Origin of the sequence: Streptomyces spiralis, from assembly GCF_014654675.1 — a bacterium.
In the GTDB taxonomy this organism is placed as follows: domain Bacteria; phylum Actinomycetota; class Actinomycetes; order Streptomycetales; family Streptomycetaceae; genus Streptomyces; species Streptomyces spiralis.
In genome coordinates this window covers 1-15352 of record NZ_BNBC01000089.1, presented here as the reverse complement: position 1 = coordinate 15352, position 15352 = coordinate 1, and the positions used below count along the sequence as shown (strand labels likewise).

The 15352-nt window shown below is 72.2% G+C and carries 12 protein-coding genes; 11 read left to right on the top strand and 1 reads right to left on the bottom strand.

What is annotated here, in order from left to right; all coding sequences use genetic code 11:
- The 11 genes from IE318_RS43070 to moeZ form a co-directional block, all read left to right on the top strand.
- A partial coding sequence (locus IE318_RS43070) for a DUF3152 domain-containing protein (RefSeq protein WP_229904173.1) occupies positions 1–1488 on the top strand: 1488 nt, incomplete at its 5' end.
- A 56-nt stretch (positions 1489–1544) separates the two neighbouring features.
- Positions 1545–1640 carry an Ms4533A family Cys-rich leader peptide gene (locus tag IE318_RS46800; protein WP_362039700.1) on the top strand — a complete coding sequence of 32 codons (96 nt, stop codon included), beginning with the start codon at positions 1545–1547 and terminating at the stop codon, positions 1638–1640.
- Between the two features lie 185 nt (positions 1641–1825).
- The gene (locus tag IE318_RS43065; protein WP_189908297.1) at positions 1826–3547 is read left to right on the top strand and encodes an ABC transporter substrate-binding protein; all 1722 of its coding nucleotides are present in this window, start codon (positions 1826–1828) and stop codon (positions 3545–3547) included.
- On the top strand, positions 3544–4536 hold the full coding sequence (locus IE318_RS43060) for an ABC transporter permease (RefSeq protein ID WP_051844474.1): 993 nt from the start codon (positions 3544–3546) through the stop codon (positions 4534–4536). Before IE318_RS43065 ends, IE318_RS43060 begins: the two co-directional genes overlap by 4 nt.
- Positions 4533–5531 (top strand): ABC transporter permease, encoded by a 999-nt coding sequence (locus IE318_RS43055; protein WP_189908296.1) that lies wholly within the window; start codon positions 4533–4535, stop codon positions 5529–5531. The genes IE318_RS43060 and IE318_RS43055 overlap by 4 nt, the downstream gene beginning before the upstream one ends.
- Positions 5528–7120, top strand: a complete 1593-nt coding sequence (locus tag IE318_RS43050) for a dipeptide ABC transporter ATP-binding protein (RefSeq protein WP_189908295.1) — start codon at positions 5528–5530, stop codon at positions 7118–7120. The genes IE318_RS43055 and IE318_RS43050 overlap by 4 nt, the downstream gene beginning before the upstream one ends.
- Before the next feature lie 220 nt (positions 7121–7340).
- On the top strand, positions 7341–9122 hold the full coding sequence (locus IE318_RS43045; protein WP_189908294.1) for a DUF3492 domain-containing protein: 1782 nt from the start codon (positions 7341–7343) through the stop codon (positions 9120–9122).
- The gene (locus IE318_RS43040; protein ID WP_229904172.1) at positions 9119–10492 is read left to right on the top strand and encodes a hypothetical protein; all 1374 of its coding nucleotides are present in this window, start codon (positions 9119–9121) and stop codon (positions 10490–10492) included. Before IE318_RS43045 ends, IE318_RS43040 begins: the two co-directional genes overlap by 4 nt.
- A 294-nt stretch (positions 10493–10786) precedes the next feature.
- The gene (locus tag IE318_RS43035) at positions 10787–11749 is read left to right on the top strand and encodes an NAD-dependent epimerase/dehydratase family protein (protein ID WP_189908293.1); all 963 of its coding nucleotides are present in this window, start codon (positions 10787–10789) and stop codon (positions 11747–11749) included.
- Positions 11737–12486 (top strand): spherulation-specific family 4 protein, encoded by a 750-nt coding sequence (locus tag IE318_RS43030; RefSeq protein WP_189908292.1) that lies wholly within the window; start codon positions 11737–11739, stop codon positions 12484–12486. The genes IE318_RS43035 and IE318_RS43030 overlap by 13 nt, the downstream gene beginning before the upstream one ends.
- Before the next feature lie 63 nt (positions 12487–12549).
- Positions 12550–13728 carry an adenylyltransferase/sulfurtransferase MoeZ gene (gene moeZ / locus IE318_RS43025; protein WP_030176193.1) on the top strand — a complete coding sequence of 393 codons (1179 nt, stop codon included), beginning with the start codon at positions 12550–12552 and terminating at the stop codon, positions 13726–13728.
- Positions 13729–14044: 316 nt separating this feature from the next.
- On the opposite strand, the gene IE318_RS43020 is transcribed toward moeZ, so the two are convergent.
- Positions 14045–14743: a hypothetical protein gene (locus IE318_RS43020; RefSeq protein WP_189908291.1), complete on the bottom strand. Its 699-nt coding sequence runs from the start codon at positions 14741–14743 to the stop codon at positions 14045–14047.
- Positions 14744–15352 lie beyond the last annotated feature (609 nt).

The window sequence follows — 15352 nt, the reverse complement described above, 5'->3', positions numbered from 1 at the left end:
GGGACACCGGCGCACGGCGTCCCTCGCTTCCCCGACGGGACACCGGCGCACGGCGTCCCTCGCTTCCCCGACGGGACGCCCGCGCACGGCGTGCCCCGCTTCCCCGGCGGTGCGCCTGGTCACGGCGCCCCGCGCCTGCCCGACGGCACGCCCGCCCACGGTGTCCCCCGCCTCCCTGACGGCACCCCGGCCCACGGTGTCCCCCGGCTCCCCGACGGCACCCCGGCCCATGGTGTGCCGCGGGCTCGGGGCGGGCATCCGGAGCAGCGTGAAGGCGGGGGCGGCTGGGGAGAGTTGGGGTCGCGTACCGGTGGAGCCGGCGATGCGGTGCCGGGGCGGACAGGGGCGCCCGGTTTCGGTGCCCCGGCCGGTCCTGGTGCTGCCGCGGGCATGGCCGCCCGCCCCGGCGTACCCATTCCCCGGCAGCGGCGGGCACCCGAGGGGGGACCCCGCCAGGACTATCTCGACGCCTTCGACGACAGCGACGGCCTGGACGACGTCTTCGCGCCCCGGCCCCGCGACGGGGCGGGTACGCACCTCTCGGCCGGTCCGGCCGCCGCTGCCGCCCCCAACGCTCCGGTGCCCCCGGCCTCCACTGACCCCGCGGACGTCACGGCAGGGCGCGCCGCCGGGGCCGGCACCGACGAGGACACCGCACCTCCCACCGGCGCACCCGCGTCCGGCGGCAGTACCAAGGGGCGGACGTTCACCGGCATCGCGGCCGCCGCCGTCACCACCGTGCTCGCCGTCATCGTCGCCGGGCAGGTCGCGGACGGCCACGCCACCGGTACGGAGTCGAAGTCCGCCACCGACCAGGCCCGCGACGCCCGCGACGACGCGGGTACGGACCAGCAGGCTGCCCCGTCCGTGTCGGCCGCGGGGCCGACGCTGACGTACGACCAGAAGATGAACGTGAAGTACGCGCTCAGCCCCACCCTCAAGGGCACGGGCAGGTTCGAGGCGGTGCCCGGCTTCGCCAAGGCGCCCGGCAAGGGCCGGAAGTACACCTACCGGGTCGATGTGGAGGAAGGCCTGGGACTCGACGGCGCGCTCTTCGCCGAGGCCGTGCAGAAGACGCTCAACGACGACCGCAGCTGGGCCCACGACGGCGCCCGTACCTTCGAGCGCGTCTCCTCCGGCCGACCCGACTTCGTGATCACGCTCGCCAGCCCCGGCACCACCGCCGTCTGGTGCGCCAAGTCCGGCCTGGACACCACCGAGGACAACGTCTCCTGCGACTCCGCCGCCACCGAGCGCGTGATGATCAACGCCTACCGGTGGGCGCAGGGCTCGAAGACCTACGGCGACAAGATGTACGCCTACCGGCAGATGCTGATCAACCACGAGGTCGGCCACCGGCTCGGCCATGGCCACGTCACCTGCGACAAGGACGGCGCGCTCGCGCCGGTCATGCAGCAGCAGACGAAGTTCCTGGACCACGACGGAATCCACTGCCTGCCCAACCCCTGGCCGTATCCGGGGAGTTGACGGGTGTCACTCGGCTCACGTTGACACCGGGGGAATGTTCGTTCATATTTCTCACCATGTGGACCCGTCCTGCCGTCTCGCGCAGCGCCGCCATCGAGCTGGCGCTCATCGGCGTGGCCGCGCTCTGCGTGGCCGACATCCACTGTCGCTGACGCCCGCCCCAGGCGTTCGCGTCGCGACTCCACTGTCACCGTGACCTCGTCACGGTTTTTCGATGACCCGGCGCCAGGGCAGACGTCTGTTCACATTCGTCTCACCCCTCGTCCATTCGTCTCGCCATCCGAGATGCCTGCGAGACACCGGACCGAAGAGCCAACCCCGAGAGGTCGTCATTCCCATGCGTCAACCGTCCGTCATAGCGCGCCGCGTGGCAGCGGCATCCGTAGGCCTGGTCATGGCAGCGGGCGCCGCAGCCTGCGGGCCGAAGGACAACGATGCCAAGGGTGCCGCCGGTGGCGACTCCGCACCCCACAAGGGCGGCACGCTGACCGTTCTGAACACCGAGCCGCAGGAGGACTTCGACCCGGCCCGTCTGTACACCTCGGGCGGCGGCAACGTGCCCGGACTGGTCTTCCGCACCCTCACCACCCGCAACCGCGAGAACGGCGCGGCCGGTGCCAAGGTGGTCCCGGACCTGGCCACCGACCTGGGCACGCCCAGCAAGGACGCCACCGTGTGGACGTACCACCTCAAGGACGGGCTGAAGTTCGAGGACGGTACGCCCATCACCACCGCCGACATCAAGTACGGCATCGAGCGCTCCTTCGCCGCCGAACTCTCCGGCGGCGCCCCCTACCTGCGCGACTGGCTGATCGGCGGCAAGGACTACCAGGGCCCCTACAAGGACAAGAAGGGCCTGGACTCCATCGAGACGCCGGACGACAAGACCATCGTCTTCCATCTGAACAAGCCCGAGGGCGACTTCCCGTTCCTGGCCACCCAGACCTCCTTCGCCCCGGTGCCCAAGGCCAAGGACACCGGCACCAAGTACGAGAACCACCCGTACTCCTCCGGCCCGTACAAGGTCGTCTCGAACCAGAACGACGGCCAGCACCTGGTCCTGGAGCGCAACACCTACTGGGACCCGAAGACCGACGACGAGCGCAAGGCCTACCCCGACCGCATCGACGTCCAGTCCGGTCTCGACGGGGCCGTCATCAACCAGCGGCTGTCCGCCGGCTCGGGCAAGGACGCCGCGGCCGTCACCACCGACACCAACCTCACCGCGGCCGAGCTGGCCAAGATCACCGGTGACAAGCAGCTGGCCGCCCGCGTCGGCACCGGCCAGTTCGGCTACACCGACTACATCGCCTTCAATCCGAAGGTGAAGCCGTTCGACAACCCCAAGGTGCGCCAGGCCATCGCCTACGCCGTCGACCGCTCCACCGTCGTCAACGCGCTCGGCGGCTCCTCGCTCGCCAAGCCCGCGACCACCTTCCTGCCCGACCAGAAGGCCTTCGGCTACACGCCGTACGACCCCTTCCCGGCCGGCCCGAGCGGCAACGCGGCCAAGGCCAAGGAACTGCTGAAGGAGGCCGGATACGCCAACGGCCTCACGATCACCCTCACCCACGACAGCAGCGCGGGTGACGAGCAGGGCCCCGAGGTCGCCACCGCCCTCCAGGACGCGCTGAAGAAGGCCGGGATCACCGTCAAGCTCCAGGGGCTCGAGTCCAGCGCCTACAGCGAGAAGATCCACGGCGTCAAGACCGAGCCCGGCTTCTTCCTCACCGGCTGGGGCGCCGACTGGCCCTCCGGCGGTCCGTTCCTCGCCCCGATCTTCGACGGCCGCCAGATCGTCAAGGACGGCTACAACTTCAACGCCTCCCAGCTGAACGACCCGGCCGTCGACAAGGAGATCGACGAGATCAACAAGCTCACCGACCTTCAGGCCGCCGCCAAGCGCTGGGGCGCCCTCGACAAGAAGATCGGCGAGCAGGCGCTGACGGTGCCGCTGGTGCACCCCGTCTACAAGCGCCTGTTCGGCAAGGACATCAAGAACGTCGTCATCAGCGACTGGACCGGTGTCCTCGACGTCTCGCAGGTCGCGGTCAAGTGACGGCCACCGACCCTCTGACGGCGCCCGGCGCGGTCGCGGCCACCCCCGCGGCCGCGCCGGGCGCCCGGCAGGTCTGGCGGCGGCTGCGCGCACGGCGCGCCGCCCTCGCCGGCGCCTGCGTGATCGTGCTGCTCGCCCTCATGGCGCTCGCCGCCCCCCTGCTCGCCGCCCTGGAGGGGCAGGACCCGGACGCCTACCACGCCGACGCCGTCGACTCCGCCCTCGGCGGCGTCCCGATCGGCTCCTTCGGCGGCATCGGCGCCGACCACTGGCTCGGCGTCGAACCCGGCACCGGCCGCGACCTGTTCGTCCGGCTCGTGTACGGCGCGCGGATCTCGCTCGGCGTCGGCCTCGCGGCCACCGCTGTCCAGGTGATCATCGGCATCGGCGTCGGCCTCGCCGCCGGACTCGGCAACCGACTCCTGGACACGCTGCTCAGCCGGACCACCGACGTCATGCTGGCGCTGCCCAGCCTCGTGTTCGCCATCGCGCTCCTCGCGATCGTCCCCGCCGGCTTCCCGCGCCCGGTGCTGCTCGTCCTCGTCCTCGGCCTGCTCGGCTGGGGCGGCACCTCCCGCATCGTCCGCGCCCAGACCCTGACCCTGAAGTCCCTGGACTACGTGGCCGCGGCCCGGCTCGGCGGATCCGGCCGGTGGCGCGTCGCCCGCCGGGAACTGCTGCCGTCGCTGGCCGCGCCCGTGGCGACGTACACCGCGCTCCTGGTACCCAGCAACATCGCCTCGGAGGCGGGACTGTCCTTCCTCGGCATCGGCGTGAAGCCGCCCACCCCCTCCTGGGGGCAGATGCTGTCCTCGGCCACCACCTGGTACCAGGCCGACCCGACGTACGTGCTGCTGCCCGCCGGACTGATCTTCGTCACCGTCTTCGCCTTCACGACGCTCGGCGACGGCATCCGCACCGCCCTCGATCCCCGCGCGGCCAGCCGGGTGCCCGGCCGCGCACGACGGCGCAAGGAGGCGCGGGCATGACGCTCTTCGTCCGGTTCGCGCTGCGCAGACTGCTGGCGGCGCTGCTGGTCCTCCTGGTGCTGAGCATCGTGATCTACGCGCTGTTCTACGTCCTGCCAGGCGACCCCGCCCGGCTGGCCTGCGGACCCAAGTGCACCACCGCCCAGGTCGACCAGGTACGCGCCCAGCTCGGCCTCGGCCACCCGGTCTACGTGCAGTACGCCCACTTCCTGCACGGCCTGGTCGTCGGCACGGACGTCAGCACCGGTGTCGGCACCGAGCACTGCGGCGCGCCGTGCCTCGGCTTCTCGTACCAGAACGGCGAGCAGGTCACCTCGCTGCTCGCCGAGCGACTGCCGGCCACCGCCTCCCTCGCCCTCGGCGCCATGGTGCTGTGGCTGGTCCTCGGTGTCGGCACCGGCCTGCTCTCGGCGCTGCGCCACGGCGGGCTCACCGAGCGGGTGCTGACCGCGCTGACCCTCGCGGGCAACGCCGTGCCCGTCTTCATCACCGGCATCCTGCTGATGCTGCTGTTCGTCTCCGTGCTCGGCTGGCTGCCTTTCCCGTCGTACGTCCCGCTGACCGACGATCCCGAGCAGTGGGCGTGGAACCTGGTGCTGCCCTGGCTCTCCCTGGCCATCCTGGAGAGCGCCAAATACTCCCGGCTGACCCGCAGTTCCCTGCTGGAGACGCTCGCCGAGGACCATGTGCGCACCTTCCGCGCCTACGGCGTCCGGGAGCGCTCCGTCATCGGGCGGCACGCGCTGCGCGGGGCCGTGCCGCCGATCATCGCGCTGTCCGCGCTGGACCTGGGGACGATGTTCGGCGGCGCGGTGCTCACCGAGTCGCTGTTCGGCATACCGGGGCTCGGCAAGAGCCTCGTGGACTCGGTGCGGACCGAGGACCTGCCGGTGGTGGTCGGCCTCGTGCTGGTCACCGGTTTCTTCGTGGTCCTCGCCAACGCCGTCGCGGACGTGCTGTACGCGGTGGCCGACCGACGGGTGGTGCTCGCATGAGCCTGGTGGACGTCAAGGACCTGACGGTCGAGTTCGGGTCGCTGCGGGCCGTCGACGGGCTGTCGTTCCGGCTGGAGCGGGGCGCCGCGCTGGCCCTGGTCGGCGAGTCCGGCTCGGGCAAGTCCACCGTCGCCTCCGCGCTGCTCGGGCTGCACCGTGGCACCGGGGCCCGGGTCGGCGGCTCGGTCCACGTCGCCGGCGTCGACGTAGAGGCGGTCTCCGACGAGGAACTGCGGCGGCTGCGCGGCGCGAAGGCCGCCATGGTCTTCCAGGACCCGCTGTCGGCGCTCGACCCGTACTACGCGATCGGCGACCAGATCGCCGAGGTGTACCGCGTGCACACGCGTGCCTCGCGGCGGGCGGCGCGCGCGCGTGCCGTCGAGGTGCTCGACCGGGTCGGCATTCCGGACGCCGTACGCCGGTCCCGCTCCCGCCCGCACGAGTTCAGCGGCGGCATGCGCCAGCGCGCCCTGATCGCCATGGCCCTCGCCTGCGAACCGGACCTGCTGATCGCCGACGAACCGACCACCGCGCTGGACGTGACCGTCCAGGCGCAGATCCTGGACCTGCTGCACCGGCTGCGCGAGGAGACCGGCACGGGCCTGCTGCTCGTCACCCACGACGTGGGCGTCGCCGCCGAGAGCGTCGACGAGGTGCTCGTCATGCGGCACGGGCGCGTGGTCGAACACGGTCCCGTTTCCGCCGTCCTCAGGTCGCCGTCGCACACGTACACCCGCGAACTGCTGGGCGCCGTCCCGCGCGTGGACGCGCCGCGCACCGGATCGACGGCGACCGACGAGGTCGTGCTGGAGGCGACCGGTCTGCGGCGTGAGTTCGGGCGCGGGAAGCGGGCGTTCCCGGCCGTGGACGGCGTGTCGCTGACGATCCGCCGGGGCGAGACCCTCGGCGTCGTGGGCGAGAGCGGCAGCGGCAAGACGACCCTGGGCCGCATGCTGGTCGGGCTCCTCGAGCCCACCGCGGGCACGATCCGCTACGAAGGACAGCCGCACACCGGCGTGAACCCGGCCGTGCAGATGGTCTTCCAGGACCCCGTCTCCTCCCTCAACCCCCGCCGCAGCGTGGGCGAGTCGATCGCCGATCCGCTGCGCGCGCGGGGCGAGAAGGACGAGGCGCGCATCAGGGGGCGCGTGACGGAGCTGCTGGAGCGTGTGGGGCTGGAAGGGGCGCACTACGACCGCTACCCGCACGAGTTCAGCGGCGGACAGCGCCAGCGCGTGGGCATCGCGCGGGCGCTCGCGGCCGACCCCCGCGTCATCGTCTGCGACGAGCCCGTCTCCGCGCTGGACGTCACCACCCAGGCCCAGGTGGTCGCCCTGCTCGCCGAGTTGCAGAGGGAACTCGGGCTGGCGCTGGTCTTCGTCGCGCACGACCTGGCCGTCGTCCGCCAGGTCAGCGACCGGGTCGTGGTCATGCGCAAGGGCCGCGTCGTCGAGGAGGGCCCCGCCGACGAGGTGTACGACTCCCCGCGCGACCCCTACACCAAGCAACTGCTGGCCGCCGTGCCCGCGCTCGACCCCGAGGTCGCGGCCCGGCGGCGGGCCGCGCGAAGGGAGTTGGCCGCGGCGTAGGACCGGGCGTGTGAGGTGACGATCCGTGCGCGGATGATCTCCTAGCGCGACTGAACGCGACCCGCACGGGAAAGTTACGACCGTTCACCCCTTTTGGTGGCGCGACGGACAACCGTCCGTCGCGCCACCGGCATGTCCGCATACGTTCGTCCCGTTGTGAGCCGCCGACGCGACGGCGGCTCCCCGTACGGCGGAGACGGAAGAGATCGGGGGTGCACGCGTGCGCATCGGACTGGTGACGGAGGGTGGCTATCCGTATGTGAGCGGTGACGCCGGGCTCTGGTGCGAGCGACTCGTGCGCGGGCTCGGGCAGCACGAGTTCGACCTCTATGCGCTCAGCCGCACCCGGCAGCAGGAGGACGAGGGCTGGGTCCCGCTGCCGCGGCAGGTCAGCCGGGTCCGTACGGCACCCCTGTGGACGGCTGAGGACGACGGCGTGCGGTACGGGCGCCGTGCGCGCCGGCGCTTCACCGAGTGCTACGGGGAGTTGGCGGCGGCCCTGTCCGGGGCGCGCGGCGCCGAAGCCGGCGGCGTGGGAGACGACACGGAAGGCGAAGCGGCCGGTCGGGGCGGCCCGGACCATGAGGCGGACCGTTTCGCCAGTGCGCTGTACGGCCTGGCGGAACTCGCCCGGGACGAGGGCGGGCTCGTGGGCGCGCTGCACTCGGAAACCGCCGTCCGGGCGCTGGAGCGCGCCTGTCGCGCACCCGGCGCCATGCGTGAGGCGCGTGAGGCGCGCGTACCCGATCTGCTCACGGTCGCCGCGCACCTGGAGCACGCCCTGCGCCCCCTCGCACTCGACTGGTACGAGGACGACGGCCTCGGCGCCGCCGACCTCTGCCACACCGCGGCCGGCGGCACCGCGGCCCTGCCGGGCCTGCTCGCCCGCCACTTCTGTGACGTCCCGCTGCTGGTCACCGAGTACGGCGTGCCCCTGCGCGCGCACTACCTGGCCACCGGCGCCGACGGCACCGCTCCGGCCGTACGGGCGCTGCTCGCCGCCTTCCACGGCAGGCTCGCCACCGAGGTCTACCGGCAGGCCGCCGTCATCACCCACGGAAACGCCCACACCCGCCGCTGGCAGGAGCGCTGCGGCGCCGACCGCACCAGGCTGCGCACCGTCCATCCCGGCATGGACGCCGCCGCGTTCGCCGAGGTCGGCGAGGAGCCGGAGGCCGTCGACGCGGACACGCTGGTGTGGGTCGGCCGGGTCGACCCCGCCAAGGACCTGGTGTCGCTGCTGCACGCCTTCGCCGAGGTCCGCAGGGCCGAACCGAAGGCCCGGCTGCGCGTCGTGGGCGGGGCGTCCGGCCCCGACGCGGTGGCCTACCTGGGCCACTGCAAGGCGCTGGCCGCCCAGTTGTTCCCCGACGAGGCCGAGGGGCCGCACACCGTGGGCGACAACCCGGTGTCCTTCGAGGAGATCGGCGGACCCGAGGCCCCGACCCTCGCCGACGCGTACGCCTCGGGCGCCGTGACCGTCCTGTCGAGTGTCGTCGAGGGCTTCCCCGTCGGTCTCGTCGAGGCCATGTTCTGCGGCTGTGCGACCGTCTCCACGGACGTCGGCGCGGTCGTCGAGGTCATCGGCGGTACGGGGCTGGTGGTGCCCCCGCGCAATCCGCGGGCCCTCGCCGAGGCGTGCGTGGCACTGCTGCGCGACCCGGAGCGCCGTGCGCGCCTGGGCGCCGCCGCGCGCGCCCGGGCACTCGAACTGTTCACCGTCGAGCAGAACATCGCGGCGTTTCACGGCATCTACCTCGAGATCGTCTCGCGCTGCCCGGTCCGGCGCGTCGTCCTGAACGACTCCGGCGAACCGCTCCCGTTCGCCACCCCGGCCGAGGCCCATGTCCCCGGCCACTGGACCGGCCCGGTCGCCCCAGCAACCCCCACTGCCCCAGCCGCCCCCACAGCCCCAGCCGCATCCCGCCCGGGCCCCGCCTGGGCGAACGCCGCCTCCGTCCGCCCGTCGGCCCCCGCACCGACCACGGAGGCCGCCCGATGACCACTCCCGGAGAATCCGGCCACCCGTTCACCCCCACCACCCCACAGCCACGCCCGGCGTCCGACCGCGCCGAGGGGTTACGCCCGGGATTGGCCCCTGACGAGCGGGATCGCTCCGTCACGGCCGTCGGCACGCAGCCTCACTCCGCCTCCGGCCCCCTCTCCGCCTCCGGCTCCGACGAACAGCCGCGCCTCGGCGCCGGTGCGGCTGCCGGTGGTGCGACGCCCGACTCCGGGGCCGCCTCCGAGCGGCGCGTGCCCGGGGCCGCTCGGCGCGGTGCCGTCGATCCCGTCAAGGCGCTGATGCACCGTCACCGCGACCTGTGCGAACGAGCCGTCGACCCCCTGGAGATCGCGGCCGGCCTGGAGGCGCACGGCGTCACCGATCGCACCGCCGCCCGCTTCCGTCACCGTGACGTCTTCTCCCTGGCCGAGGAGATGTACGCCCGCGTCTCCCGCGCCCCGGAGGCACCGTCGGCTCCCGTAGCCGCCGACGTGCCCAGGATGACCGTCGACCAGGTCGTGCTCAGCCTCCTGCCCGGCGCCCTGTGCGCGGCAGCGGTGACCGGGCTGCGCCTGACCGAGGGCCGGACCCGCCTGGCGGTGGCCGTGGCCGGAGTCCTCGCCGTGGCCCTGGGCGTACGCACGCTGCTCCGCCGCGGCCCCCTCAGCACGCTCGGACACACACCGGCCGGCACCTCCACGCCCGGCACACGCGCCTGGACGTACTGGCTGATCGCCTACGCCGTCCTCGGTGACGGCCTGCTCGGCGCGGCCGTCACCGGCGGTCCCGACGGACTTCCCGACGGCACCGCGACCGGCCCCTGGCCCCTGGCCGTCGCCCCCGCACTGGCCCTCGCGCTCGGCTGCGCCCCGGCGACCTGGGCCGCGCACCTCTTCGCCGTACGCGCCCGGCGCCGGCTGGCGGCCAGCCGCGGTCTGGAGGAGTTCGCCGCGTCCGTACGCCCCTTGCTCCTGGCCGCGTTCGGGCTGTTCCTGGGCGCCCTGGCCGCCCTGCTCGCCGCATGCGGTGCCGTCCTGCACCAGCCCGCCGGCACTGCCCAGGCCCTGACGCTCGGCGCTCTGCTGCTGCTCGCCCGCCTTCTCACCATCCACGGCTTCACCCATGCCCCGGCCGTCGCCCTGGGGGCAACGGCCACGGTCGAGGCGGTCGCCCAGGCGAGCGTCTTCGCCGCCCGCCTCCCCGGCTGCGGCCCGTTGGCCACCCCGGTCGACAGCCTGGTCGCCGCCTGGGGCCCGGGCTGCGTACCCGCCCTCGCCTGCGGCACCGCGGCCCTGGCCCTCCTGGTTCACGCGACCCGGACCCTGAGCAGGGCCTCGGCGCACGCCCGCGTGGAGGGACAGCCGTGACGAGCACCAGGCCGACCCCGCACAGCCCCGGCCGTCCGCGTCCCGCCTCCGGGCGGACCCGGCGGGCCCCGGGCGCCGCGCGGTGCGGGGCGCACCCACGCCGACGCACCCCCGGACGCGATCGCACCAGGTCGGAGCCGCAGGCAGATCCGGCCTGCCGGCCGCGGGCCTCCGGCCGTACAGCCGGAGCCGAACGCACCACCCCCTTGAAGGAGAACACCACATGACCACCGCCCGATCCGGAGCGTCCGGAGCATCCGGAGCCACCGGAGCGCCCACCCCGGGAGCCGCTCGATGAGGGTTCTGCTGATCGGAGCCAACGGATATCTCGGCCGCTTCGTCGCCGACCGCCTGCTCGCCGACCCGGCCGTCCAGCTCACCGCCCTCGGCCGCGGCGACGACGCCGACGTCCGCTTCGACCTCGCCACGGGCAGCCCCGGTGCCCTGACCCGCTTCCTGGACGCGGTCCACCCCGGCGTCGTCATCAACTGCGCCGGCGCCACCCGGGGCGGCGCCCGCGAACTCACCCGGCACAACACCGTCGCCGTCGCCACCGTCTGCGAGGCGCTGCGCCGCAGCGGCTGCGGCGCCCGCCTGGTGCAGATCGGCTGCAGCGCCGAGTACGGCCCCAGCCAGCCCGGCTCCTCCACCGCCGAGGACGCCGTGCCGCGCCCCGGAGGCCCGTACGGGGTCAGCAAGCTCGCCGCCACCGAACTGGTCCTCGGCTCGGGCCTCGACGCCGTCGTGCTCCGCGTGTTCTCGCCCGCCGGGCCCGGCACCCCGGCCGGCTCGCCGCTCGGCCGGCTCGCCGAGGCCATGCGCCGCGCCATGCAGGCCGGCGACGGCGACCTCAAGCTGGGCGGGCTGGGCACCCAGCGCGACTTCGTCGACGTCCGCGACGTGGCCCGTGCCGTGCACGCCGCCTCGCTCTCGGCCGCCCAGGGCGTCATCAACATCGGCTCGGGGCGTGCCGTCCGGCTGCGCGACGCCGCCTCGGTACTCGCCCGCGTGGCCGGATACGGCGGCGCGCTCCATGAACTCGACGCCCCGCACGGCAGCCATCTCAGGTCCTCGATCGGGCATCCTCGCACCGACCCCGAGCACCCTTCACCGGCCGCGTACCCGTACCCCGACGGCTGCGGCAGCTGGCAGCAGGCCGATGTGCGCACCGCGCGGGACCGGCTCGGCTGGCGGCCCCGGATCAGCCTCGAAGAGTCCCTCGCCGACATCTGGATGGAAGCGGCATGCCGTATCTGACCAGCACTTCACCGGGCACCTCGAGCACAGACGTCCGTACCGGCCTCGGCGTCCCCGGCTGTGCCCACCCCCTGCTCGCCCCGGCCGAGTGGAACACGCTCACCCGGCCCGGCACACCCCTGCACTGGGTCGCCCTCGACGTCGCCGACGGCCCCGGTGTCCAGCCCGACCCGCACTGCCTGGACGTGGCCGGACGCCTGCGCAACGCGGGTGTACGGGTCCTCGGCCGCATCGACGGCGCCTACGGCGCGCGGTCGCGGATCGACGTGATCGCCGACGCCCACCGCTACCTCGAGTGGTACCGGGTCGACGGCTTCCTCCTGGACCGCTGCCCCGTCGACCGCACCGGCCTGCCCGAGACCCGCCGCACCATCACCTCGCTCCGGGCACTGAGTGACGATGCCCACATCGTCCTCGGCCACGGCACCCATCCGCATCCCGGCTACGCCGAGAACGCCGACCAGTTGGTGACCTTCAGCGGGGCCTGGAGCGACTACCGCTTCTCGCAGACGCCGGAGTGGACCGCCGACTACCCGCCCGAGCGCTTCTGCCACTTCGTGCACGGCGTCCCGCGCGGTCATCTGGAGGAGGCGCTGCGCATCGCCCGCTGGCAGGGGGCGGCGACGATCTGGCTCACCGACCGCACGGACCGCGGCGGCCGAGCGGACCCCTGGGAGAACCTGCCCGGCTACTGGGACGAAATCGTCTCGCGGGTCGGACCAGGTGTCTCGGAATGAAGAAGGCCGTGGCAGTGTTACCAGAAGAACAACCGTAGTGATTGACCGACCAACGGAGTCCCCGTGTCGCTGCCACCCCTGGTCGAGCCAGCTGATGAGCTCACCGTAGACGAGGTCCGCAGGTACTCCCGCCACCTGATCATCCCGGATGTCGGGATGGACGGGCAGAAGCGGCTGAAGAACGCCAAGGTGCTCTGTGTGGGCGCCGGTGGCCTGGGCTCGCCGGCGCTGATGTACCTGGCCGCCGCGGGCGTCGGCACGCTCGGCATCGTGGAGTTCGACGAGGTCGACGAGTCGAACCTGCAGCGTCAGATCATCCACAGCCAGTCCGACATCGGCCGCTCCAAGGCCGAGTCCGCGCGCGACACCATCACGGGCATCAACCCGTACGTGAACGTCGTCCTTCACGAGGAGCGGCTCGAGGCCGACAACGTGATGGACATCTTCAGCCAGTACGACCTGATCATCGACGGCACGGACAACTTCGCGACCCGCTACCTGGTCAACGACGCGTGCGTGCTGCTGAACAAGCCGTACGTGTGGGGTTCGATCTACCGCTTCGACGGCCAGGCCTCCGTCTTCTGGTCGGAGCACGGCCCCTGCTACCGCTGCCTCTACCCGGAGCCCCCGCCCCCCGGCATGGTCCCCTCCTGCGCCGAGGGCGGCGTCCTGGGCGTGCTGTGCTCGTCCATCGGCTCCATCCAGGTCAACGAGGCCATCAAGCTTCTGGCGGGCATCGGTGAGCCGCTGGTCGGCCGCCTGATGATCTACGACGCCCTGGAGATGCAGTACCGCCAGGTCAAGGTCCGCAAGGACCCCAATTGCGCGGTCTGCGGCGAGAACCCCACCGTCACCGAGCTCATCGACTACGAGGCCTTCTGCGGCGTCGTCTCCGAGGAGGCCCAGGCGGCGGCCGCCGACTCCACGATCACTCCCAAGCAGCTCAAGGAGTGGATCGACGACGGCGAGAACATCGAGCTCATCGACGTCCGCGAGCCGAACGAGTTCGAGATCGTCTCCATCCCGGGCGCCCGCCTGATCCCGAAGAACGAGTTCCTCATGGGCACGGCTCTGGAGAGCCTCCCGCAGGACAAGAAGATCGTCTTGAACTGCAAGACGGGCGTCCGCAGTGCGGAAGTCCTCGCCGTACTGAAGTCCGCGGGCTTCGCCGACGCCGTACACGTCGGCGGCGGCGTCATCGGCTGGGTCAACCAGATCGAACCGCACAAGCCGGTGTACTGATCGACCCGCTGGCTGACCAGCGAGACAGAAGAGGCCCACGGCTCTGACCAGCTCAGATGCCGTGGGCTTCTGTCGTTGGTCGTAGTCGGTCGTCGTCGGGCGGCGTCGCACGGCCGGGAGACGGCCCCGGCGGCCGCCGCTGGACCAGCCTGCCCTCTGGATGTTCGGAGAAAGGATGTCCTTGGGCCGGTCCAGACGAGAATCCCGGCCCGATTACGGCGGGCCGGGATTCTGTGTTGCGCGTCTGGCCGGAGGGCGCCGGCCCGATTACGGCGGGCCGGGGTTGTCCAGCATGTGCATCACGCGGTTGCTGTTTTTAGTACCCGCCGTCGTATCCGCCGCCGTATCCACCCCCGTCGTGGCGCTTGACGACGCGGAAGCTGCCGACGACTCCGTTCTTGACCTTCACGCCACCCCTCACGTCGTCCTCGTCGTCGTGGTGCTCACCCTTCTCGTGGTGCTCGCCCTTGTCGTGGTGCTCGCCCTTGTCGTGGTGCTCGCCCTTGTCGTGGTGCCTGCCCTTCTCGTGGTGCTCGCCCTCGTCGTGCTCGCCCCACTCGTGGTGCTCGTCTTCGTCCTTGCCCGGGCGGACGTTGTTGGCCTCGCTGCGGGGGCCGACGGTGGCGATGGGGGCGCCGTTGTCGCAGGTGACGCCGCGGAAGAACTCGACCGTGTTGCGGCTGTCGTTGCGGATGTTGAAGCTGTCGGAGCCCAGGCCGCTGATGACGACGATGCAGCCGTCGGGGTGGGCGGAGAAACTGCGCTCGTTGATGTGGATCCAGCCCTCCTTGTGATGGCGCTTGCCCTCGAACTCGTTGCCCCCACGCTCGTTGCCTTCGTTGCCCTTGCCGGTGTTGCCGCCCTCTCCGCCCATGGGGGCCTGGGCGGCGATGGCGGCCGGGGCCACCTGGGCCTGGGGGGCGGGGGCGGCGGTGGCGTAGGTGATGCCGGTCGCGGTCAGTGCCGCGACGCCCGCGACAGCCGCGGCGATCGCGTGGGAACGGTTCATGATCATGTTCTTTGCTCTCCTTCTCAGATGCAGAGACAGCCCCGCAGTGACAGCCGGTGCGTGATTGAACGTACTAACACCCCCTATTGCTGTCATATCGAGCAAATCGGGACCCCCGGCTTCGTGGGGCTGATCGGGTGCGCAGAGGCCCTTTACACCGCTTCGAGGGAGAGCTGATGAGCCGTCAAAAGTGCCTGTCTCATGGGAGATTGAGTGGCCATTAGCCCCTGCAGGTGATCTTCTGACGCTTGCTCACCCGCTGTGGCGGTGGGCCGCCGGAAAGTGTCGGCGCGTCGCTGCTTGACGTGGCGCGGGCGCAGTGCTTTCCGACGTCCCCGGCCGGCTGCGCCGAACGTTCGAGCAATGCCGCGCGGATCGACAGCGCCGGAGAACGCCGAAGTACTGGTCACCCGCTGGCTGACCAGCAAGCCTGAAGAGGCTCACGGCTCTGACCAGTTCAGATGCCGTGGGCCTCTGTCGTTGTCGGTTGGCGTCGGCCGATCTCGGACGGCCCAGGGCAGAGAGTGTGACCAGGGATCTAGTGCCCCAACAGGCAACGTTCGCCCCGTCGCGACGCCCGGCACGCCCTCTCGCCGCACCGCCCGAAAGCCCAAG

What these genes read in the sequence shown, in the direction of transcription:
- IE318_RS46800 (WP_362039700.1), top strand. Translation starts at nt 1,545, where the DNA reads ATGTGGACCCGTCCTGCCGTCTCGCGCAGCGCCGCCATCGAGCTGGCG.
- IE318_RS43065 (WP_189908297.1), top strand. Translation starts at nt 1,826, where the DNA reads ATGCGTCAACCGTCCGTCATAGCGCGCCGCGTGGCAGCGGCATCCGTA.
- IE318_RS43055 (WP_189908296.1), top strand. Translation starts at nt 4,533, where the DNA reads ATGACGCTCTTCGTCCGGTTCGCGCTGCGCAGACTGCTGGCGGCGCTG.
- IE318_RS43050 (WP_189908295.1), top strand. Translation starts at nt 5,528, where the DNA reads ATGAGCCTGGTGGACGTCAAGGACCTGACGGTCGAGTTCGGGTCGCTG.
- IE318_RS43040 (WP_229904172.1), top strand. Translation starts at nt 9,119, where the DNA reads ATGACCACTCCCGGAGAATCCGGCCACCCGTTCACCCCCACCACCCCA.
- IE318_RS43035 (WP_189908293.1), top strand. Translation starts at nt 10,787, where the DNA reads ATGAGGGTTCTGCTGATCGGAGCCAACGGATATCTCGGCCGCTTCGTC.
- IE318_RS43030 (WP_189908292.1), top strand. Translation starts at nt 11,737, where the DNA reads ATGCCGTATCTGACCAGCACTTCACCGGGCACCTCGAGCACAGACGTC.
- IE318_RS43020 (WP_189908291.1), bottom strand. Translation starts at nt 14,743, where the DNA reads ATGATCATGAACCGTTCCCACGCGATCGCCGCGGCTGTCGCGGGCGTC.